General features: G+C 45.8%; 20 protein-coding genes and 1 other RNA gene. 8 read left to right on the forward strand and 13 right to left on the reverse strand.

The window, feature by feature from the left end; translation table 11 throughout:
* Window positions 1–35 precede the first annotated feature (35 nt).
* From ACM64D_RS16360 to rnpB, 4 genes are all read right to left on the reverse strand, one after another.
* Window positions 36–2,087 (reverse strand): phospholipase D-like domain-containing protein, encoded by a 2,052-nt coding sequence (locus ACM64D_RS16360; RefSeq protein ID WP_415064313.1) that lies wholly within the window; start codon window positions 2,085–2,087, stop codon window positions 36–38.
* Window positions 2,084–3,292 (reverse strand): hypothetical protein, encoded by a 1,209-nt coding sequence (locus ACM64D_RS16365; protein WP_415064314.1) that lies wholly within the window; start codon window positions 3,290–3,292, stop codon window positions 2,084–2,086. The genes ACM64D_RS16360 and ACM64D_RS16365 overlap by 4 nt, the downstream gene beginning before the upstream one ends.
* A gap of 10 nt (window positions 3,293–3,302) precedes the next feature.
* On the reverse strand, window positions 3,303–4,889 hold the full coding sequence (locus ACM64D_RS16370; RefSeq protein ID WP_415064315.1) for a YiiX/YebB-like N1pC/P60 family cysteine hydrolase: 1,587 nt from the start codon (window positions 4,887–4,889) through the stop codon (window positions 3,303–3,305).
* A gap of 141 nt (window positions 4,890–5,030) precedes the next feature.
* An RNA gene (gene rnpB / locus ACM64D_RS16375) (RNase P RNA component class A) lies at window positions 5,031–5,416 on the reverse strand.
* 98 nt (window positions 5,417–5,514) lie between these two features.
* On the opposite strand from rnpB, the gene ACM64D_RS16380 reads away from it, so the two are divergent.
* Window positions 5,515–5,979 carry a fibronectin type III domain-containing protein gene (locus ACM64D_RS16380; protein WP_415064316.1) on the forward strand — a complete coding sequence of 155 codons (465 nt, stop codon included), beginning with the start codon at window positions 5,515–5,517 and terminating at the stop codon, window positions 5,977–5,979.
* A gap of 67 nt (window positions 5,980–6,046) precedes the next feature.
* Here the strand turns inward: ACM64D_RS16380 and ACM64D_RS16385 are convergent, their stop codons facing one another.
* Together ACM64D_RS16385 and ACM64D_RS16390 are read right to left on the reverse strand one after the other, a co-directional pair.
* The gene (locus ACM64D_RS16385) at window positions 6,047–6,442 is read right to left on the reverse strand and encodes a four-helix bundle copper-binding protein (RefSeq protein ID WP_415064317.1); all 396 of its coding nucleotides are present in this window, start codon (window positions 6,440–6,442) and stop codon (window positions 6,047–6,049) included.
* 101 nt (window positions 6,443–6,543) lie between these two features.
* Entirely contained in the window at window positions 6,544–6,981 is a 438-nt protein-coding gene (locus tag ACM64D_RS16390) for an OsmC family protein (RefSeq protein ID WP_415064318.1), read from the reverse strand.
* Between the two features lie 180 nt (window positions 6,982–7,161).
* Here ACM64D_RS16390 and ACM64D_RS16395 point away from each other — a divergent pair, with 180 nt between their 5' ends.
* Window positions 7,162–8,748 (forward strand): ATP-binding protein, encoded by a 1,587-nt coding sequence (locus ACM64D_RS16395; protein WP_415064319.1) that lies wholly within the window; start codon window positions 7,162–7,164, stop codon window positions 8,746–8,748.
* Here the strand turns inward: ACM64D_RS16395 and ACM64D_RS16400 are convergent.
* A complete protein-coding gene (locus ACM64D_RS16400) occupies window positions 8,711–9,553 on the reverse strand; it encodes a Bd3614 family nucleic acid deaminase (RefSeq protein ID WP_415064320.1) in 843 nt (280 codons plus the stop codon). The two genes, ACM64D_RS16395 and ACM64D_RS16400, sit on opposite strands and share 38 nt — an antisense overlap.
* 68 nt (window positions 9,554–9,621) lie before the next feature.
* On the opposite strand from ACM64D_RS16400, the gene ACM64D_RS16405 reads away from it, so the two are divergent.
* The 3 genes from ACM64D_RS16405 (at window position 9,622) to ACM64D_RS16415 (ending at window position 12,691) form a co-directional block, all read left to right on the forward strand.
* Complete coding sequence (locus ACM64D_RS16405; RefSeq protein WP_415064321.1) at window positions 9,622–10,542, forward strand: class I SAM-dependent methyltransferase; 921 nt, start codon at window positions 9,622–9,624, stop codon at window positions 10,540–10,542.
* Window positions 10,543–10,690: 148 nt separating this feature from the next.
* Window positions 10,691–11,980, forward strand: a complete 1,290-nt coding sequence (gene speE, locus ACM64D_RS16410) for a polyamine aminopropyltransferase (protein WP_415064322.1) — start codon at window positions 10,691–10,693, stop codon at window positions 11,978–11,980.
* A 90-nt stretch (window positions 11,981–12,070) separates the two neighbouring features.
* Entirely contained in the window at window positions 12,071–12,691 is a 621-nt protein-coding gene (locus ACM64D_RS16415) for a superoxide dismutase (protein ID WP_415064323.1), read from the forward strand.
* Between the two features lie 71 nt (window positions 12,692–12,762).
* On the opposite strand, the gene ACM64D_RS16420 is transcribed toward ACM64D_RS16415, so the two are convergent.
* Entirely contained in the window at window positions 12,763–13,401 is a 639-nt protein-coding gene (locus tag ACM64D_RS16420) for a hypothetical protein (protein ID WP_415064324.1), read from the reverse strand.
* A 69-nt stretch (window positions 13,402–13,470) separates the two neighbouring features.
* Window positions 13,471–14,043, reverse strand: a complete 573-nt coding sequence (locus ACM64D_RS16425; protein WP_415064325.1) for a flavodoxin family protein — start codon at window positions 14,041–14,043, stop codon at window positions 13,471–13,473.
* Window positions 14,044–14,150: 107 nt separating this feature from the next.
* Between ACM64D_RS16425 and ACM64D_RS16430 the strand changes: the two genes are divergently transcribed.
* A complete protein-coding gene (locus ACM64D_RS16430; protein WP_415064326.1) occupies window positions 14,151–14,567 on the forward strand; it encodes a hypothetical protein in 417 nt (138 codons plus the stop codon).
* A 126-nt stretch (window positions 14,568–14,693) separates the two neighbouring features.
* Here the strand turns inward: ACM64D_RS16430 and ACM64D_RS16435 are convergent, their stop codons facing one another.
* Window positions 14,694–15,251 carry a BON domain-containing protein gene (locus ACM64D_RS16435; RefSeq protein ID WP_415064327.1) on the reverse strand — a complete coding sequence of 186 codons (558 nt, stop codon included), beginning with the start codon at window positions 15,249–15,251 and terminating at the stop codon, window positions 14,694–14,696.
* Between the two features lie 43 nt (window positions 15,252–15,294).
* Complete coding sequence (locus tag ACM64D_RS16440) at window positions 15,295–15,672, reverse strand: HPF/RaiA family ribosome-associated protein (RefSeq protein ID WP_415064328.1); 378 nt, start codon at window positions 15,670–15,672, stop codon at window positions 15,295–15,297.
* Window positions 15,673–15,878: 206 nt separating this feature from the next.
* Between ACM64D_RS16440 and ACM64D_RS16445 the strand changes: the two genes are divergently transcribed.
* The gene (locus tag ACM64D_RS16445) at window positions 15,879–16,802 is read left to right on the forward strand and encodes a LysR family transcriptional regulator (protein ID WP_415064329.1); all 924 of its coding nucleotides are present in this window, start codon (window positions 15,879–15,881) and stop codon (window positions 16,800–16,802) included.
* 300 nt (window positions 16,803–17,102) lie between these two features.
* Here ACM64D_RS16445 and ACM64D_RS16450 read toward each other — a convergent pair whose 3' ends face one another.
* The gene (locus ACM64D_RS16450; protein WP_415064330.1) at window positions 17,103–18,332 is read right to left on the reverse strand and encodes a M20/M25/M40 family metallo-hydrolase; all 1,230 of its coding nucleotides are present in this window, start codon (window positions 18,330–18,332) and stop codon (window positions 17,103–17,105) included.
* A gap of 109 nt (window positions 18,333–18,441) precedes the next feature.
* Here ACM64D_RS16450 and ACM64D_RS16455 point away from each other — a divergent pair, with 109 nt between their 5' ends.
* A complete protein-coding gene (locus tag ACM64D_RS16455; RefSeq protein WP_415064331.1) occupies window positions 18,442–20,016 on the forward strand; it encodes a DUF4080 domain-containing protein in 1,575 nt (524 codons plus the stop codon).
* Here ACM64D_RS16455 and ACM64D_RS16460 read toward each other — a convergent pair.
* Complete coding sequence (locus ACM64D_RS16460) at window positions 19,967–20,476, reverse strand: anthrone oxygenase family protein (RefSeq protein WP_415064332.1); 510 nt, start codon at window positions 20,474–20,476, stop codon at window positions 19,967–19,969. The two genes, ACM64D_RS16455 and ACM64D_RS16460, sit on opposite strands and share 50 nt — an antisense overlap.
* Window positions 20,477–20,484: the final 8 nt, after the last annotated feature.

Raw genomic sequence — 20,484 nt, forward strand, 5'->3', positions numbered from 1 at the left:
TCCGTCTCGGCGTTTTCTTTTTTTTCAAAAATCACCTATCGTTTTTCGATGTCGTCTTTCGCACGAATGACCGTCGCACCGATATCGTTCAGGATACGACTCATCTCAGGGGAAAGAGTTTTTCCTCCTACTGAAAGCCTTAACTTTTCACCCTCAAAGAACGGACCGACTTTTGAATCGTCATTCCAGTCTTCAACGAAGGACTTCTCGAACTTTTGGATTTCGGCAGTATCAAAAATCTGAGCCCCAAATTCCCTGAAACTTCCCTGCAAAGTGTCGGGATTCAAGTTTGAAGATCCCACCAACAGCACCTGACCATCCACTGAAGTGATCTTACGATGATTTTCTTGATGATACCCCTGCACTTTGCCATTTGGAAAGTGAGCTTCGATCCCTAAAGTTCGACGAGCTCGCACCTCCACGCCGTGCTCGAGCAACTGATCTAAGAACAAGGTGTTGGGAAGTCCACCCAATTTGAAGTTTCCATTGTGATCCGCCAAAATACGGATTTTCAAAGAAGGGACCTGCGCTTTGCGCTTCATCAAAGCGTCATTAATATATCTATCATAGATGAACAGATGTTCCATGTAGATATGACTTTGTGCTTTAGAAATCATATCCACTAACATATTGCGGGTGTCTTTAACCTTGCCATCCACATTGGCCTCTGCCAATCGCACCACCTGATTTCCCAGGGCCGGATAAGAGGCTCGTTTGACTTTAAACCAAGATAGAATTTGATCGCGTTGTTTTAAATAGCCCTCATTCGCGAAACCTTCTTCTTTGAAGTAGAACCATTTTCTTTCATTGGCATCCAAAGTCAGTGCTGCCGCAACGTCCTCGTAGTAGGCCGCCTGGACGACGGCGGCGGCTGGCCCTTTCACATAAAGGGCATTGTCATAATAATAGCCCCCACTGTGATCCGACCAGTTTTTGGATCCAAAATACGCTTGAGGAGAATCCGACTCCGCGTCGACGACAATCACCTTACTATGATCAATCTTGGATTCGTAATAAGTGCTGCGTTTTTCTAAGGATTTAAACGTCTCTTCCGTCTTAGGAACAAGGTTTGTAATCCCAAACGGAATCCCTGGAGGATGTCTTTGGATATTGGCTTGCAGTAGATATACCGCTCCTTTGAGTTCCGACTCTTTCTCGATGCGTTCTTTAATGTATCTAAAGATCGGCATCATTTCGTCTTTCATATTGTAGTTGGTCGCAAAGTCATGAAGAAGAAGAACCTTGAAATCCGGATTGGCTTTTCGTTTTTCAACTGTCTGATCCAGCAAGAACTTACTCAGCGTGCCCCCCATGGTGCCACCAAAAAGAAAGATATCGATAAAAATCGACTGCTGCGAAGAAAGAATCATGTCACGGATTTTCGCAAACATGGGATCTTTAAAGGAGGGATGTCCTTCATCGTCTTTAGATAGAGGCATTTTCATATAGGGCCGAGAAAAATCTAAAACTCCTCCCGCAAAAATCACCCGGTCGTTAAACCACTGGATTCGCTCTGGAGAAATCTCATTATGACTGACCAGCTCGACAACATTCCCAGGAATAAATCCACCCGCAGTTAGTGAGTAGTCTTCAAAGTCCGGAAAACGTTTTTGCAGATTCTCCGTCAGCTCGGGGCTGTGCAAATTCAGATCGGTCTTCACAGCCCAGGACTCTAACAAAGCTCGTGCCGCGGCTTGCGCGGATTTGTCTTTTTTAAGGGGGTGTTCCGAATAATCACGCAGGGCCTGCATACGAGTTTGCAACCAAAACTTTAAAACCGTGGCCTCATTTGTCGGATTCTTTTTAATAAACTTCCAATAAACCAGAGGTAAAAGAATCTTTTCTGGAACACTCGCCTCATTGTCTTTCACAAAACGACGGGCTTTTTCTTGCTCAGCTTTCGACAACTTTTGTACCAACGTCAGCAGACTTTCCGCACGACGGCACCCTTCGTCGCCAAAAAGAACTTCATGATTTTTTACGTAGAAATCCATCGCAGCAAGGCGCTCTTTGACAGACACTTGCTGCGCAAAAGCTGTCGGCAACCCCAAAGTAAAAACAACCAATAAACCCATCAGCTTTTTCACAGGAGACCTCCCTGCACGACGGCCTCAAGGCCCAGAAGTTTTTCCACAGACGACTCACACCTTTTTAAGAACGTCCGGCGCGCATTTGCCAGCGCCGAGTCCTCCATACCTACGCCTCCGCCCTCACCCGAAGAGTAATAGCGGATCAAATCAACCTGAGATTTTTCGCGATCCAAGGATTTTTCTTTGAGACTATAAACCAGCTTTTTAAGAGAAAAGCTGACTTCACCCGAGATGTTCCGCTTTTGCTCTACCGCAAAGGTCGCCGTTGAAATGGATTTGCCGGCCTTTTCCAAAGAACGCGGCATCAATTCGTTGCGCCCCTCACTCGAGGTGGCCAGAAGGCCCGGAAACACTTCCAAGGTCTCTTCTGTTGGAATAAGATTTTTTAAATTGAAATTCTTGTAAAGATCCACGGTATAGAACAAGGGCACCCCTTCAGGCCGCGTTACATTCACCGCAAAATTGTCGCAGCTTAAGGATTTTGCCAAATTTTTGTTCAAACGATAATAACGACGATAACGGATAAATCCTTTCACACCATTTTTGGTGATCGACGGAATTTTAATCTTCGGAGAGGTGTCCAAGATTTCCACATAGATACTCATCATTCCGCCAATATAATCAGCCTCATCTTGACGAGCCGGCACATAGACAGAATTATGATAAAGCGAACCTGTAATTGTGGATCTTTCCAGGGACTCCCACTTGCCACTAAGTTTTCCGGTCTCACTTAAACGGACCAATTGGTTGCTAGAAAGCTCTGCGGAAAAATCATTTCTGTTATTGGCTTTGGGCACAAACGCCAGATCAACCTGCAATCCGGTGTTGATAATTTTGTAAACCCGCATGGTCTTCACAAAATTCTCAATCATGGCCTCTTTTAAATTGCCGGCCACCACTTTACCCAAGGCCTGCTCGGGAACATCACCGCCCAAACTTTCGATCAAAGCCTCTTGCAAAGCTTTTTTCGCAGTGTTTGAAAGATATTCTTTATCGCTATTAGTATGAAAACTCACCGTCATAGGATGGCGATACCCATTCGACGGAGAATCGCTGCCAAACAAATCCGACAGGGCTTGTGTTTCTCCGTCTGTAATCAAAGGTTTTCCGCCACTTGCTGGAAGTCGAGATTCTTTATGCGAGCAATACAGACTTAAAAAGCAAGCCCCCAGCACAAGGGCCCCGCGCATTTTTATATTCATAATAACCATCCTAAAGATTCTGAAATTTCACAAAGTCAGCGTACGATTTATCATCAGCCTTCAAAAGCAAAGAAAGGGAGTACGGCAGATCCTTGGAATACCGTTTCCCATCGTAATACATGATCACCGGTTCAAAGATTCGCTTTTGTCCCACCGCCAACTGCGCCACATTGTCAGGGCTGATTGTGTAACGACGTAGGGTTTCTTCTAAGGGCCACTTTACGTCGGTAAAAACAACATAGGCGATTTCCGAACACACAATACGTTCATGGGTGTGCACATCAAAATTGAAATCGTACTCTTTTCCGATTTGTGCGATGGCCTGCAAAATCGCCTTACGGCGGTACTCGTCGGTGATATTTGTTCGGGTATCTCGAATCACCAGGAAGTCATCGATATTAAGGAAGTGCTCCAGAGTGTTCAGCTCAACTCCGGGACGAAGAGCTTCGACAATTCGATGTCCAGAGCGAATCTTCGTCTGAATTTTTGCCGGAATCTGATCCCATACGCGAAGATCTTTAAGCTGCTCTTCGGTTCCAAGCCAAATCGCCACATGACCGTAATGGCCAGGGATCATTTTATCAGTAAGACGAAACGGCGTTTTCTCCATCAAAACATCCAAAGGCTTCATCTCCGAGATCAACGCACTTTTTTCATCCTGGGACATATTGTAGAGGCGTCCTTTGCGTGTCTCTACCAACCCCACCATGTTTCCAAATCCCATACTCACGCCATAAGAAACAGCTCGAGCTCCTCGCTTTCCTCGCAAGGTCAGACGATTCCAAAGATTGGCAATAGCGTCCATAAACCCCGTTCCAGCGTCGCCGTTTTTTACGGTCAGATACCAAATACTTGATTGGGTCATAGCGTACAGGCTACTCTCTTCGGGGCTCGTTGAGATTCCTTGAGAACGACGCCAAGCCATGACCGTATCAACAAATTCAATAGCCTTCGTTATCTGCTGGCGACGAGACGTGGATGAGTATGAATCGGCAATCGCCTGTAAAGCGCGTTTTTGTTCACTGTCATAATTTAAGACATAGCGCAAAGACGCATTTTCATTATACGGCTGAATTGCAACCAGATAGTTGTCCATCAAAAGTAAGGCCGCCGTGAGGGCCATATGCATGCGGAAAAACTGTTGCTCCCCTTTGGCATCCATGGGGTCAACATAGTAGGTGGTCGGGTTGTTAAACTGGTAGATCTCATTGGGATCTCCAATACGACCTTCAGAGCGGGTTCCTTTATAAGGATTGAGCTTCACTTCATTCGGCGAAGCAAAGAGTTCTCCCTCTTTGATCGCCAAATCCAACAGCTTTTTGCGAATCTCCAGATAGCGAGCTCCGGTAGCTCGAACAAACTCCCCTTCCGAACGAGTCAAAGAAATATCGGATTTTTCACCCAGCTTTTTTTGCTGGGCAAACTTTAAGGCCTGAGCCCGAAAATTCAAGGCTTCGGAAACCAAAATTTGGAAATCATAATACTGAGGATCTATATAATAAGTTGAAGAAGGGGATCTCTCAGCAGAGTGGAAGGACGAGCACGCACCCAAAAAGGTGGCGGCAAGTATGCTTAATACAAGAGTTAACAGACGCATGGGGCCTCCATACATCCAATGTAAACGAGCTCTTATATTTTTCAGGAAGGAAACCTGACAACGAACAATGTTCTAGACAAGCGTCTCAGTGCGAAAGGATACCACTTCGAAGAAAGGTCCAGTTAGCACGAAGGAAGGCGGGATCACGGTTTTGCTGTAAGCCGGATTCTGTCCCAATCACCAGGTCCCATAATTTGTCCCGATAATCGTAGATGATCATTCCTCTGGGAGTGACATTACTGTCACCCTCAAGCGATCTTACCCGAAGACTACGGGCTGGCCGCCCTACTAGTGTCTTCCTATTTGATCTTGCTCCGCGCAGAGTTTGGCTGTTTTCACTCCAGCGACTCCCCAAGGGGTTCCCGTTCCCACCCCCCGGCTCATTGTCCTGGACATTCTCTCTGTTCCACTGTTCCTAACATTACTGTCGAGGGGCGTTACCCCTTGCGCTGCCATATGGAGTCCGGACTTTCCTCTCTAATTTCAACAATTTAGAGATTTATTAGAGCGATCATCCGCAAAACCGAAACGAATCTCTAACACCCCCCAGCAAATAGCGCAAGAGGGTTTTCTTAAATGCCTTTTTATTTTACTTTCTACGTATCGTTTACAAAAGGATTAAATCATGAAGATCTTGGTATCTCTACTCGCTTTCGCATTTACATTGGCTTTGACGTCTCCTTCTGTCGCTGAAGAAGCAGCTCACGGGGGCGGCCACGGTAATTTGGCAGAAAAAATGAATTCGCTTTTCCCTCAACCTCAAGAACAGCCTGCTAGACACGATGTTCCCGCAAAACCCGAGCTTGCAAGTCCTGCTTATTTCACAGAGATCAAGGGCGATAAGGCGTCTTTGCAGTGGAAGGCTGTTGCCGGCGCTGATGAGTACCATGTTCAAGTCGCCACAGATCCAAACTTCAAATGGCTTGTTGCCAATGACTACCATGTAACAGCGACTTCTTTTGAAGCAACAGGCTTGGAAGCTGGTAAACATTACTTCTGGAGAGTTGCTGCAGTTAAAACTGCTAACTGGGATACTTTCCGCAAGAGCTTCTTTGCGATGTCTATGTTCGCCACTCCTGCCGCGAAGTAATTTCTTATAGAAATGAATTTTCAAAAACCCTCTTGAGTTGAATCTCACGAGGGTTTTTTTATGCCTTTTACATTCGGATCGACTGACCTTTTTCAGTTAAAGGCAACTTTACGGTCATTCCCGACATAGCTCGACAATACTCCGCACAACGTCGGCAAGTCGCCGCACAACGCTTAAAGACCTCATCCTCCTCATATCTTTCGCACTCGGTGGCGCAAGCTTCACAGATTTCAAACGAGAGTTCACAGGCCTGATGATGGAATTCAGATCCGGCTATTAAAAGTCGCGCCGAAAGCTGGCAAGATTCCACACAAATCTGCAGCAGGGAAAGATGTTTCCCCGAAAATGCTGTTCCCTTTTGCTCTAAACAATAATGAAAGGTCTCTGTGCAGCTTCGGGCACAATTCAGACAGTTGTTGATAGCTTTCGTGATATCGCTGTCTTGGATTTGATTGATAGGCATAATAACCTCCCCCTTAAAAATATTTTCTCTCTATTTTGAAAAGAAAAAATCTTTTATGCAGAAAGCTGCCAGAGTGCACAGGCACGCATGACAAAAAACAATCAATCAATTAGCTCGAAGTTCACCGTCTTTTCAGTTTTGATGGAGTTCATGACCAAACAGCCCTTCACGGCCTTATTCAATAAGGCCTCGGCCTTTTCTTTGGGACTTGCCTGATAGAGCTTCACGTTCATCTCTGCCCGAGCCATCCACGGGAATCCTTTTTCATCGCGATCCACATCAAGAACCAACTCGGCGGTGATTTCCTGATACTGAAGATTGGATTTTTCGGCGTAAATCTTGAAGGTGGCAATATAACAATTCACCATGGCCAATGCGTAAAAATCTTCGGGAGAAAATCCCTTCCCCGGTCCTCCAAACTCAGGAGGAATCGCGCTTGGCAACGCCTGCTCCATCGAGTTGGTTGCTGATTGCCAATTAACATTGATACCAGATTGTGCGGCACATTTAACCCGAAACTTCATCGGATACGTCAGCATGGTGGAACTCCTTAAAAGTGAGGTGTCCTAATGACTATAAGAAGAATTTACTCTACACACAAAGAGATTCACCACTTGTTGCAGACAAAAAGATCGCCACAAATCCACAATTACAAAACTTTAATTCTGAATGGCTTTTGTAATTTTATTAAGAGCCCGCAATCCAGCTACACTGACTTCATGAACGAGTCCGTATATGACGCTCTCTTAAATTCAAATGCCGTTGTTGAGTTTGATGTCCAAGGACAAATTCTTTGGGCGAATCAAAACTTTCTCAATATCATGGGTTATGAGCTCTCAGAAATTGTCGGGCAACATCACTCCATCTTCTTGCCAGAATTTCATCAACACGAATTTGAATATCAAGAAATGTGGAGTCAACTGGCCTCGGGCCATACGCAAGTCGGCGAATACAAGCGACTGACAAAAAACAAAGAGATTGTCTGGATTCAAGGGTCTTACACTCCCGTGCGCTCTGCCCATGGAGACATCGTAAAGATCGTAAAAATGGCCCTGGATATCACCGAAAAAAAGCGACTGGCCGAAAATCTTGAAAAGAAAAACAAAGAGCTCGTTTCTACCGCCGCCAAAGCCAAAGCCGCGACCTATGCAAAATCCGTGTTCCTTGCAAACATGAGTCACGAAATCCGCACTCCTCTCAATTCTATTATCGGCATCACGGACACCTTGGCAGAAACCCCCTTGGATGATCAACAGGCCTCCTTCGTTGAAATCCTTCAGCGCGCCAACAACCAACTCATGACCATTATCAACGATATCCTGGATCTTTCCCGCGTCGAGGCAGGAGAAATTGACCTGAAGCTCTTACCCTTTGAATTGCAAAAGCTCTTGGATGAGTTGGTGGCCGTCTTAGGTTTTCGCGCCAAAGAAAAAGGTCTCACGCTAAAAATTCAAGTCGATCCCGATGTCGACGCCTTTTTTATCGGAGACGCCGATCGCCTTCGCCAAGTCTTGATGAACTTGTTAAACAACGCCATTAAGTTTACACACAAGGGGGAAATCTCTTTACGTGTTGCAAAGAACCGCACTTCTCGTCCCGGCAATATGCTTTTTTGTGTCGCCGACACAGGGATCGGAATTCATCGGGCCCAGTTTAAACAGATCTTTCAACCTTTCACTCAAGCCGATTCAACAACCACTCGACGTTATGGCGGAACAGGCCTCGGACTTTCCATTACCAAAAATATCGTTCAACTGATGAACGGTCAGATCTGGCTTGAAAGCGAACCCGATATCGGGAGCGTCTTCTACTTTACCGCCTCCATGCCGACAACCACTGAACGCAAAACTGCCGCGCACAATCCACTTCAAGGTCAGTACCAGTTAAGCGACATCAAACACAATATTGCGCACAGTCGCTTACGTATCCTGGTCGTGGATGATGTGGATGACAATCGCAACCTATTTGGAATTTATCTGCAGAATACCATCCACCATATCTGTTATGCAGAAAGCGGCGTTGAAGCGCTCCGCCTGGTTCGCCAAGAGCACTTTGATATTATCTTTATGGATGTTCAAATGCCTTCGATGGATGGTTATGAAGCCACACGTTGCATTCGCGCCTTCGAACAAGAGCAGGGACGACAACCCTCCCGCATCTTTGCCTGCACCGCCAATGCCTTCCCTGAAGACGTGGAAAAAAGTCTCCAGGCCGGCTGCGATATGCACCTCTCAAAACCGATCCGCAAAGACACTTTGATCAAGGCCATCAACTCTCTTTTTGCTCCGGCGGAAGCCATTTATTAAGACCAAGACGATCTAAAACCGTCTGGCGGGATAAGGCGCCCTTTTCTTCGACTCCATAGAAAACCTGTAAAGATGCTGGGTTCTGACTCCAATGATAAATCATACCGGCACACATCTTACAGGGTTTATGCGTGGAATACAGAGTCGCCCCCTCGGGAATTTTCTGATGACGCTCTCGAAAGAGTCTCTGCAAGAGATTGACCTCTGCGTGTAGAGTTTTATTTTTCGAATTGGAATTAAGACCGAAACTCAGCACCTCGCCCTGGGCGTCCACCAACAAGGCGGCAATATCGCGATCATAATCATGCAAGACATCTCCCCGGGGCACTCTCTGCGCCAAGCCGACAGCGAGATCAAGAAAGTCCCACGGCGTTTTGGGAGAACTCTGCAGTAGCCAGTTTTGAATCTCTGCCAAAGAACTCTGGTTCTCAGTATTAAGATGCTGGACCGAGGCCACGAGCGAATCAGCGTTTGCCACTTCTTGATGGCGAAGTGACAACGTCATTCCATGATCTTGAGGATTGATTTTTTCGGTGATTCGCTTGGCGACTACTTTCACCATGCCTCGACACATTTCGGTCAGAGCTGCCGTCGTGTAGATACGCTGTCTTAAGATAAAGAAGCTATGGTCAACATGGCGATCAAACAACCCCTGAAGCAGCTTCACCACTGCGGACGACGGCGCCAGCGCCCCTTCTGGATAATAGGCAAAATAGATCACTCCCTCATGTTCGACAAAAGCCAGTTCGTGGCCCGACCGATTGAGTAAAAATGCTATATGCTCTGCCCTTTTTTCTGCCAACATGAGGAATTGATACCATATTGAAAGATTTTTGTCTAAAACCCGAGGACCGACGGAAGTGAATTAGAACTATGAATATGATCAAAAATCGCCTGGAAAAGAACTATAAAAAGCTTAAAAGCTGGTCCGAACGGCATCAAATCGAAGCTTTTCGTCTGTATGACCGCGACATTCCCGAATATCCCTTCATTGTCGATGCCTACAAAGATCATTATCTGGTTCACGACAAAAGCGATCCCCTCAAAGACAAAGATAAAAACCATCTTCCGCATGTCATTGCGGCCCTGCAGGAGCTGTTCAAGTGCTCTGAGCAACAGGTCGTAATTAAAAAACGGGAGCGCCAAGAAGGCCTCAAACAATACGAAAAGCTTGACGAAAAAAATGAGACCTTCGTGGTTCGCGAATCCCAGGCGCTCCTCAAGGTGAACCTGTATGATTACCTCGATACCGGACTTTTCTTGGATCATCGACCCATGCGCCAGAAGATCTTTAAAGCCGCCAAAGACAAAAAATTCCTCAATCTTTTTTGCTACACCGGGTCTGTCAGTGTGTTTGCGGCTCTAGGCGGAGCTCGCACCACCAGCGTAGATATGTCACAAACCTACTTACGCTGGGCCCAGGACAACTTTCAGCTCAACAACCTGGATCTGGGAGGCCACAGTTTCATTAATGCCAATGTTCTGGATTGGCTGAAAACTCAAAGAACTCAAAGGTCCTACGATTTGATTTTTTTAGATCCTCCGACGTTTTCTAACTCCAAAAAAATGGAAGACAGTTTTGAGGTCGAACGAGATCAGGATTTCCTCGTAGAATCCTGCATGGACATGCTCCAACCCCAAGGGGTTCTCTATTTCTCGAACAATAAGAGAAAATTTAAGCTCTCTGACAAGATCCTTGCGAAATTTGCCGTCAAAGACATCTCCGAAGAAAGCATCCCACAGGATTTTCACGACAAAAAGATCCACAACTGCTTTGAAATTCGAGAGAAATAGAGTCTATATTCGAGCCCACAGAGTTTATAGAAACTCCATTTTTTTCAAAGAGTTAATAGAGCGACCAAAAAGACCTTGTCTTGAGGGGCAAAAGGTCCTAGAACCCCCCTTTTGAAAATAGAAACTGTTTCTCTGGGAGGACAAGGAATTGAAAGCTTTAGGTCGCCATATTTTGGTTGAGTTCAGTGGTTGCAATGCGGAAGTGTTAAACGATGTTTCCGTTATTGAAAGAAGTATGATTGAAGCCGCACAGATCGCGGGTGCCACTGTTATTAATTCGACTTTCCATCACTTTTCACCTTGGGGTGTAAGTGGTGTCGTGGTGATCCAAGAAAGTCACTTGGCGATTCACACCTGGCCCGAGTATCGTTACGCGGCGGTGGATCTTTTCACTTGCGGCGATTCTGTGGACCCTTGGGTGTCTTTTGAACACCTGAAAAAAGCTTTCCAAGCCAATTACTCTGCGATTGAGATGAACCGTGGTTCTTTGCACGTCATCAAAAAAACAGACTTCCAACCCAAACAACTTCGCACTGAACCGTCATTTGACCTTAAGAAGGGTTTTCAAATGGAGCGCAATGTTTGGTTCACTGACAAAGACGAAAACCAAGCTTTGTCTTTGCGCTATACCGGCGATGTGCTTTTTGACGAAACAAATCCGTTCCAACGCGTACGCGTCTTGGATTCTTATTCTCACGGAAAGTTCCTCGCCATTAACAACATGGTGATGTGCACCGAGCGTGATGAGTTCCATTATCACGAAATGATTGCGCATCCCGTTTTGCAGGCCCATGGAAATGCTAAAAATGTTTTGGTTATCGGCGGCGGCGACGGCGGAACGATCCGAGAAATATTCAAATATGATCAAATTCAAAACGTCACGATGGTAGAAATCGACGAAGCCGTGATTCGCGCCTCGAAAGAGCATCTTCCCACCATCGCGTGTGAATTTAACAATCCAAAATTGAACCTGATCATCGGTGACGGCATCCAATTTGTGAAAGAGGCGGCTCCGAATACTTATGACGTGATCATCGTAGATGGATCTGATCCCGTGGGTCCTGCGCAAGGCCTTTTCACTGCAGAGTTCTACACCAACTGTAAGAATGCACTGAAGGACGGTGGCATCATTGTAACTCAAGGTGAGTCCCCCATGTTCCATGAAGGCACTTTTGTTGAGTTGAACCATTGCCTTAAAGGTATTTTTGGCAAAGGGAATGTCCACACCATGCTATTCCACGCGACGACCTATCCTTCAGGAATGTGGAGTTTGCAAGTCGGCGTGAAGGGCTCTTTCCATCCCGCAAAAGACTTCAATAAAGACAAAGCGCGCCAATTCTCTATGGACAAAGGTCTTAAGTACTACAACGAAGACGTTCACTCTTCCGCGTTTGCATTACCTACCTTCGTGAGAACGATGCTTGGCGATAATGCTTAATTAATAGACCGCCTCCTATTTTCATTATAGCTTCAATTGGGACTTAAAAATACAGCCCCTCGGTGGGCTGCCAATAAATAGGAGGCGTAAATGTTCAAACTTCCCACTCTGCCCTACGCAAAAACCGGTCTTGCTCCTTTGTTCAATGAAGAACAAATGACTTACCACTACGACAAACACCACAAAGCGTATATCGATAACTTAAATAAGTTCGCTGAAACCGATGCTTCTTTAAAAGGCAAGTCCTTGGAAGAAATCACTTTGAGCTCTTCCGGCGGCGTTTTCAACAACGCAGCTCAAGCTTGGAATCACACTTTCTTCTGGTTTGGAATGTCTCCTGTCGGACAAGGTGGCGCTCCTTCGACAGATCTTGCCGCAGCAATCACTCGTGATTTCGGCTCAATGGATGAACTCAAAGCAAAATTCGTTGATGGCGGAGTTAAAACTTTCGGCTCTGGCTGGATCTGGCTTTGTACGGATGCCGCAGGGAAGTTGAGCTTGGTTTCCACTTCGAATGCCGCAGTTCCTTTTACTAACAACGGTCCGACCCCAATTTTGGTAGCTGACGTTTGGGAACACGCTTACTACATCGACTATCGCAACCTTCGCCAAAAGTTCCTTGAAACTTTCTGGAGCCAAGTAAACTGGAACTTCGTTTCAGAAAACTATGCTTCTAAAAAAGTTCGCGATCTTACTAAAGTGATGACGTAGTCATCGTCTTAAATGAAAAAAAAGGGACTGCGCCTGAAGCCAGTCCCTTTTTCTTTTTAAGCTATCAAATATTAGAATTGTGCTCTTGCGATCAACTCTACAGAACATTGAATTTGCGCCGACGTATTGGGAAGAGCGTGAGCTGTTGATGTACAGATATGGTACTCGTCTTTAGGACCCGCAATTCCATAGCGACGACGATGTTCGGTTTGATGAGTTGCCGGAGACGGACCCGCAACAATACGGCAGCCGATGCCAAACGCGCCCTGACAGCGATTTAACGCATCTTGAATGGCGCGGTTTTGAGCTTCTGTACGACAAGTATTCTCATCGGTCTTTCTTTCGTCAAAGTGACCATTTCCACCAAGCGGCTGAATTCGTTGCGGAACTCCCACCACTCGCTGGTCTTGGATGGCACAAGTGCGGAAGTAGGTTGTTTGACTTACGCATTGATCGATCGCCTGATGCCGAATCCACTGTGCTTTTTGTGAGGCTTGACTAAGACAGTCCTGATCATTCACTCCTAATGCCGAAGCCATCACGCGTCCTTCGGCTCTCATGTCAGCTCGAACTCGGTCTAAAACTGCGCGCTCAGTCTCTGCAGCCACACGACGAATTTCTTCACCGTTACACTGACCTATATCTTGAGCTAACGCCTTTGTGGAAAGAACCGAACAGACAAAAACCAAAAAGATTGTGATTTGTTTCATTAGAATCCCCCGTTTCTCACAAGGGCTTATTTCAAAAACAGTACCAACCGAATTGGTGTCAGAATGTCTCTAGGTGCGAAGCCATTTTCTTTTAGGATCCTTCTTATCGACAGGCCATGTGGTCCAGGTCAATTTCAAGTCACAAGCCTTGAGAAAATTCTCTAAAATCAGTTCGGCATCTTCTTTTTGCCAAAGATCCTTGGCGTGAGAACTTTTGCCCTTGAGTGCAATATCTGACACCAAGGAATAGACCATGCCGCTCATAGGGGGGATTAAGAACCCCATTGTCGACAAAACTCCCTGAAGACGTGAAAGCACGGACTTCCCGCCCACAGAATGCATCAGCACAAAGACGGCACAGGGTTTCCCCATCACAGCCGGTGTCGCCTCGAGGTCTGTCATATCTTCAAGAAATTTCTGCAACGGACTTCCCCAGGAATCCCAATAAGTCCCCGTCGTAAAGATAATCCCAGCAGCCCCCTCAATCTTTTTTTCCAGACTTGTGCTAAATGAGGTCTTCGCCAAGTGAATGACTTCCACGTCGGCCTTTTTCTTTAAAAGAGTGGTCAGAATCTTAATCCACTGAGCACAGTTCCCTTGGACCCCCGTGGGACTTCCGTTAAGAATCAGAATTTTCTTCATAGGCTTTTTAAACTCCCTTTTGACCTGCTTGGCTTTGACATCCCTGGGTCCGGTGGACTAGGGTTTTCTCAAAATTTCGTCACAGCCAACTCTAACCAGGACTATTTATGAGAATTCTATTCCTCGCAACTTTAATTTCACTTTCATCATCTGCCTTTGCCTCTGAATTGAATGCCGTTGAGAGTCTTTTGAGTCTGATTCAGCCCGGGACATATCAAGGGGTCTATAACGAAAAGAAATGCACCTTTACATTAGATGTCGACGGGGAAACGGCGACAGGGACTCTTGCAAAACAACATAAGTCCGTCACTCACACTTTCACGAAAGATGATGTGATCAGATTCAACGCACAGAAAGGCGAATTTAGGTCCTTTCAGGTGACTCGCACCGAGGACCCCGAAAAGTATTCAACAGATGAATTCCGCTTTGTTCATAACCAAACAGGCGCTTTCGTGGTTATAGAACAAATCTATATCAACAAACGCAACCATTATCGTCATATCGTCGAATGCCTTTTGAAATAGTTCCTTAGACTTGGACGTTGTCGGCGAATATCGTCGACCTCGAAAAAAGAATGGGCGCCTCTTGCAGGCGCCCCGTTACATGGAGGGATGGGAAAAGGACCGCACTTTATGATTTGTGTACTTCCATCAAGATACCTCCTTTGAGTTTTCCTCCAGGATCACATCCTCCCCATTTCTGGGAAAGATCTTTGGGAACTTTGATTTCATAGAAAGCGGAACTCTTCGAGGCGGGTCTTTAATTTCGATGAAATTTAAGACGTCTCGAACCCCGGAGAGTTCCCACGCTGAGGCAACCGCCATTGCCTTAAGTCTTGGTCGATAGACTTCACCTTCGAGTTTGACGACACCGTCAACCACGTCGACTTCGATATGTTCGTCGCCGATTTTGATCATCTCCTCCAGTTGCGACTTAAGGATCTCGGTAATCTCTTCGTCCGTTCTAAAGTAGTCCGCCGGTACCACAATGCGATCTTCTATGGCCCATACTCCCTCTGTATCGGAGATCACATTCAGGGCAGCATTCTTTTTGTAGGAGGTGTCTACAAAACCACTGACGATGACTACACCTCCACGAACGACAACCTCCAGATCAGCTTCACTCACTCTTTTGTCCCACTTGATTCGGTCGCGAATTTTTCGCGCTAACTCATTATCAACCTGGTTCTTTTTTAGAAGAGTAGTCATAAGCTGCTCCTTCTGCCTCAATTAACAAATAACTTATCCTGTCCTAGGCAGCCCACTCTTCAGTGGGCGCCGGTCTATTCAACACCGGATCATTTCTGCGGTGTTTTGATTTTTTAGAGGATCGCTTGCTAAGAATGATCTTCAATGCAGACACTGTCTTAGCTACACATTTCTTAAAGTTTTCATCGCTCTTATGCACCTTAATTACTGTGCGCATATGAGATGGCTTTAAGATGACCTCACACACATAACTCGGTTTCCGAGTTTGTGATCTGTGTCGATCAGTTTCGACACGCACGGTGAGATGAGCATCACTATCGTATTTGAAGAACTCTGAGATTGCCCCCTCAACTTTTTCAAGTAAGTAGGCCTCAAGATTTTCAGTCTTAGTGATGTCTCTGTAGAAGATGTCTGTTTGCATATCTACCTCCTTTTTCTGATCTCATTATCGTTCATATTAACAATTTCGTTAAATATATAATTTGGATGACATACTTAGGTTAAATCTATATGTTGAGCTGGCCCTCTTAAGAAAATTCGAGATTGTTTCAACACTTACGGAGGCGCAGCAAAAGACCAGTTCCAAAAAGGCGCCAAAAATGCCCTGTTAATAGGAGGTCCAGCCGTATGTTTAACTACAACCACCTGTATTATTTTTACGTCACCGCAAAACTCGGGGGTGTCAGCAACGCGGCCAAATACCTGCACATCAGCCAACCTTCGCTCAGCTCCCAACTTAAAGTCTTTGAAAATTCGATTGATCAGAAACTTTTTGAAAAAAAAGGGCGTAATCTGCAACTCACTCCCGAGGGGGAACGAGCTTTTGCGTATACAAAAAAAATCTTCGATGTTGCCGCGGAGTTTGCAGAATCTTTGCGTTCTCCAACCGAACAACACAGTCAGAGAATTCGCATTGGTGTTACTGATCAAGTGGAGCGCCCTTTCATCGCGGATCTCTTGAGCCCTTTGATTCACGAAAGAAAGAAGGATGTTCAAAAAACCTTCTTCGTCAGTTCGGCTCCCTCTGAGGTTCTCTTGCAGCAACTGCGCAGTGAGGAGATTGACTTACTTCTTACCAATAAGCCTATTTACGTTGAAGATGTGAAGGAGCTGGCCTCGGCCAGCATGCCTGTGAATCTGATTGTTTCCTCTGAAAATCTCAAAAAACTTAAGATCCGTATTTCTCGCAACACGGCTGCCGCTGATTTTATTAATGCGGTTCCACTGGGCCTGGTCATTCCGTCTTATAAAATGAAACTGCGCCATGAAACCGATTTGTTTTTTCAAGAAATCAAAGCCCGAAAAAAAGTCGTCTTGGAAAGCGACATCATGTCCGTGGTGGGGAGAGCCATTCTGGATGGCGCAGGTTTCGGCTTTTTGCCAGTTCCCTATGTTTTTGACGAAGTAAAAAGCGGCGCCGTCACAACTCTCGGACCCAAAGCGGGCTATTGGAAGCACACACTTTATCTGCTGGGCCGAAAGGATTCAAATTATGATGAAACCATTGAAGAGGTAAAAAACAGCGTAAAAAGGCTCGAGAAAATGATCTGAGATGCTCCCGCCAAACCCATCCATGACCGCCTGTCCTGGATTTAAAGTCCTGACCTTAGTCCTGTTACTTATTGGGAAAAGGTCACGGCAAAGGACCTCGTTAAATACTAAAACTTCGCGATAATCATCAAGATCAACAAGAATATTATCAGAAGTTCTTTAGCAATTCTGAGAATGCGCCGAATACGTAAATAGTGTTGTTTACGCATTTCGGACCTCCTTGCTCTATCGGACAGGGAGGTTCACAAAAAAACGGATCTGGCGAGAGCAAGATCCGTTTTTGCATTTAATGTTCCTGAATTAATATGGCTGACGAGCCTGACTGTTTGCCAAGTCCAAAGCAAGAACCAAGGCAATCTTAGTGTACACTGCAGAGTGCTTGAAGTTTGACTCTGGAGAAATCACATCCCGAGACGTGTGGATGTTCTTATTGCTTTTGCTGAAAGTCGCTTCAAAGGGCATCAACGCCGCATATCCTTGACGATTCCACGAAGCGTGGTCGCTACATCCATAACCGCACTTATCGTCAACAATGCGTGCATGCAAATAGGTCTCGTTCATCGCTTTAAGATAATCGCGCAGCCAAGAGCTGGTGAAATCCGTCATGCTACCAATCACCAATTCACCAGAGCCTGGGAACAAGGTCATATCCAACTGCAATACAGCGACGACATCTTTTTTCTCGGCCTTATATTGTTTCGCAATTTCAGCGGACCCCAAAAGACCGGACTCTTCGCCCGCGTACCAGAAGAACTCGACCGTACGTTGAGGTTGAGGTTTATCCATCAAAATTCTCAAAGCTTCGATCAAGTTCGCAGAGCCAGAAGCATTGTCGTCAGCGCCGGGAGCCTGACTGCCACCGCCCCATGATTGATTAATGGAATCTAAATGTCCACCCAACACAACGATCTCATTGGGACGCTGACTTCCGATCAAACGCACACGCAAAGAGTTTTGTTTTGTCGATGAATGTGTGATCTCTGAAATCTCATAAGGAATTTGTGCATTCCCCAACATCGCTTCCAAACGTTGTTTCATTTCGACAACGTGTTTGTTCGGTTGAGAATCGCGGTTATTGCGATTCGGAAAAGCGGAAAGCCACTGAACGTAGCTGCGTAAATTGGATTCGCTCACTTCGGTCAGAGCCGCCTCGATCTGGGCGCTCTTTTCCAAAGAAAGAATCTTAAAGGGGGCTCTTTCGTAAAGATCATTCTTTTCTTTGGTTTTTGCCATCTCTGTCAGTAGGTGATCAAAACCGCGCGATTGAAGCATCACATCTTGGCTCAGATCTTCAAAGCCTCCGCATTTCCCAACGGAGTGAGCTCGCTCTTGGATTCTTTGCTGCATCAGAGGAGTTACAATCGCGTAACCAACCTCCACATCCTCATCCTTTGCCAAGACAGGAATATTCAATGCTCGCAGATCTTTGAGATCAGCCAGAATCGGTTTTGTTTCGAAATTTTCTAGAGGAGCAACGTGAGCCGTTGCTGTGGATGCGATGAGTAAAAGCGCCATCATGGCAGTTTTCATGTTTCAATCCTTTGAAGAAAAATTACCGCGATTTAATGGTAGCGAATTTGTCCTCATGTTGGCAAAGACAATTCGCTTATTTTTTCAACATGCATTAAGATATTTTGCTATGACCAAAGACATTTTGCTGACGACACTCAACTCTTCTTATCCCCATAGCTCTTTTGGACTTCGTTATCTCATGGCCAATCTCGGAGAGCTCAAAGATCGCGCCCACATCATGGAGTTCACAATCCAACGGGACCCTCGCGATGTCGCCGAGGTGCTGCTGCGTCAAAATGCTAAGATTATCGGCCTCGGGGTGTATATTTGGAACGCTCAAGAATCTTTGGAACTGGTGTCTTTGATTAAAAAGATCAGCCCAGAAACTGTGGTTGTGTTAGGGGGGCCAGAGGTCAGCCATGAAACAGAAACACAGAACATTTGTCAGATTGCGGATTTCACCATCAAAGGAGAAGGCGACTTCCTTTTCTACGAGTTCTGCCATAACTACCTAGAAAAAGGCCTTCTGCCTTCATCCAAATATATTACGGGAGCTCTGCCAGATATAAAGCTGATTCAAACCCCTTATGGATTTTATAACGATGAGGACATCCAGAATCGAGTCATCTATGTTGAAGCTTCTCGTGGTTGCCCTTTCCGCTGCGAGTATTGTCTTTCGTCACTAGACAAGGCCGTACGTGCGTTTGATACAGCCAGCTTGCTTGTCGAAATTGAAAAGCTTCTTGAGCGCGGGGCTCGGCAGTTCAAGTTTATTGATCGTACGTTTAATCTAAGCCCCACAACCTGCACCCAGATTCTTCAGTTTTTTCTGGACCGCATTCATTTAGGACTTTTCCTTCATTTCGAGATGGTGCCAGATCGATTGCCGACGGAAATTCGCGAGTTGATCAAAAAGTTTCCGGCCGGGGCCTTGCAATTCGAAATTGGAATTCAAACATGGAACCCCGAGGTCGCACGTCTTGTCAGTCGTCGCAATGACTATGAGAAAGTGAAAGACAACTTCCGCTTTTTAGCGGCGGAAACAGGAGTTCATACCCATGCCGATTTAATTGCCGGACTTCCGGGGGAAGATCTTGAGAGCTTTGCCCGAGGATTTGATACCTTGGCGGAACTTGGCCCCGATGAAATCCAAGTCGGAATTCTCAAGCGACTCAAAGGAGCCCCGATTGCTCGTCATGATAAAGAGTGGGAAATGGTCTATGCCACACATCCCCCCTATCAAGTTCTTCGTACCAAAACGATGAACTTTATGACTCTGCAAAAAATGAATCGTTTTGCGAAGTTTTGGGATCTCTACGCCAACAGTGGCACCTTTAAAAAACTGATCGCCACATTCAAACAACGATCTCAATTACGTGAAGATCAATCCTTCTTTTGGGAGTTCTTTGCGTTCAACGAATTCTTGTCAATTCGTCATGCGCAATCTTTTGGAATCGCACAACTGAGTCTTTTTGAAAGTGCCTACCTTTACTTAAAAGACGAACTGCAGTGGCCTCAAGATCAAGCCAAAGCGCTGATTCTTGAAGACTATGCGGCGGCGGGAAAAATAGACGTACCGAAGTTTTTAAGAGAGTTCCCTCAGAAAAGGGATTCTACTGATGAAGACAGTCGCAAAGAAAAATCAAATCTTCCTAAACGGCAACAAAAACACTTGAGTGGGAATCCTGAGACCGTTTCATAACAAAACTTGAGGCCAAAAGAAGTCCAAAACCAGAGATCAGTAAGGCGCAGCGGATGTACATAAAACGCACCCACTGCGACCGAACTTCGATCCAATCCGCAGGCGGGGTCATCATTTGCCAAGAGTTAATCACTCGATTTAACGGCAGGTTCCCCGTCCAAGTCATGACAAGCTCATCCAAAATGCACAACAAAGCAAATGCCACCAGCACGAACTCTAAAGATCGCCACTCTTTACGAAGCAGAAATAAATTGGTCGTAATAATCAACGTCAGAGCCAAATAAAAGAACGGCGTCCAAGCAACAAACACCGTTTCCATGGACTGATGAAGTTCGATATAGGAGCCCACCGTCAGGCGCTCCATAGCCGGCCCCATCCCCAACACAAAGGCAAAGGAGCTGCCAGCCATGAGTCCCGTCATCATGAGACTGATATAACGAAAAATCATCGAAACGTTCATAGGAAAAT

The organism is Bdellovibrio sp., assembly GCF_047637665.1.
Taxonomy (GTDB): Bacteria; Bdellovibrionota; Bdellovibrionia; order Bdellovibrionales; family Bdellovibrionaceae; genus Bdellovibrio.

Coding starts and splice junctions, on each gene's coding strand:
- ACM64D_RS16365 (WP_415064314.1), bottom strand. CDS start 3,292: ATGAATATAAAAATGCGCGGGGCCCTTGTGCTGGGGGCTTGCTTTTTA.
- ACM64D_RS16370 (WP_415064315.1), bottom strand. CDS start 4,889: ATGCGTCTGTTAACTCTTGTATTAAGCATACTTGCCGCCACCTTTTTG.
- ACM64D_RS16380 (WP_415064316.1), top strand. CDS start 5,515: ATGAAGATCTTGGTATCTCTACTCGCTTTCGCATTTACATTGGCTTTG.
- ACM64D_RS16385 (WP_415064317.1), bottom strand. CDS start 6,442: ATGCCTATCAATCAAATCCAAGACAGCGATATCACGAAAGCTATCAAC.
- ACM64D_RS16390 (WP_415064318.1), bottom strand. CDS start 6,981: ATGCTGACGTATCCGATGAAGTTTCGGGTTAAATGTGCCGCACAATCT.
- ACM64D_RS16395 (WP_415064319.1), top strand. CDS start 7,162: ATGAACGAGTCCGTATATGACGCTCTCTTAAATTCAAATGCCGTTGTT.
- ACM64D_RS16400 (WP_415064320.1), bottom strand. CDS start 9,553: ATGTTGGCAGAAAAAAGGGCAGAGCATATAGCATTTTTACTCAATCGG.
- ACM64D_RS16405 (WP_415064321.1), top strand. CDS start 9,622: ATGAATATGATCAAAAATCGCCTGGAAAAGAACTATAAAAAGCTTAAA.
- ACM64D_RS16415 (WP_415064323.1), top strand. CDS start 12,071: ATGTTCAAACTTCCCACTCTGCCCTACGCAAAAACCGGTCTTGCTCCT.
- ACM64D_RS16420 (WP_415064324.1), bottom strand. CDS start 13,401: ATGAAACAAATCACAATCTTTTTGGTTTTTGTCTGTTCGGTTCTTTCC.
- ACM64D_RS16425 (WP_415064325.1), bottom strand. CDS start 14,043: ATGAAGAAAATTCTGATTCTTAACGGAAGTCCCACGGGGGTCCAAGGG.
- ACM64D_RS16430 (WP_415064326.1), top strand. CDS start 14,151: ATGAGAATTCTATTCCTCGCAACTTTAATTTCACTTTCATCATCTGCC.
- ACM64D_RS16435 (WP_415064327.1), bottom strand. CDS start 15,251: ATGACTACTCTTCTAAAAAAGAACCAGGTTGATAATGAGTTAGCGCGA.
- ACM64D_RS16440 (WP_415064328.1), bottom strand. CDS start 15,672: ATGCAAACAGACATCTTCTACAGAGACATCACTAAGACTGAAAATCTT.
- ACM64D_RS16445 (WP_415064329.1), top strand. CDS start 15,879: ATGTTTAACTACAACCACCTGTATTATTTTTACGTCACCGCAAAACTC.
- ACM64D_RS16450 (WP_415064330.1), bottom strand. CDS start 18,332: ATGAAAACTGCCATGATGGCGCTTTTACTCATCGCATCCACAGCAACG.
- ACM64D_RS16455 (WP_415064331.1), top strand. CDS start 18,442: ATGACCAAAGACATTTTGCTGACGACACTCAACTCTTCTTATCCCCAT.
- ACM64D_RS16460 (WP_415064332.1), bottom strand. CDS start 20,476: ATGAACGTTTCGATGATTTTTCGTTATATCAGTCTCATGATGACGGGA.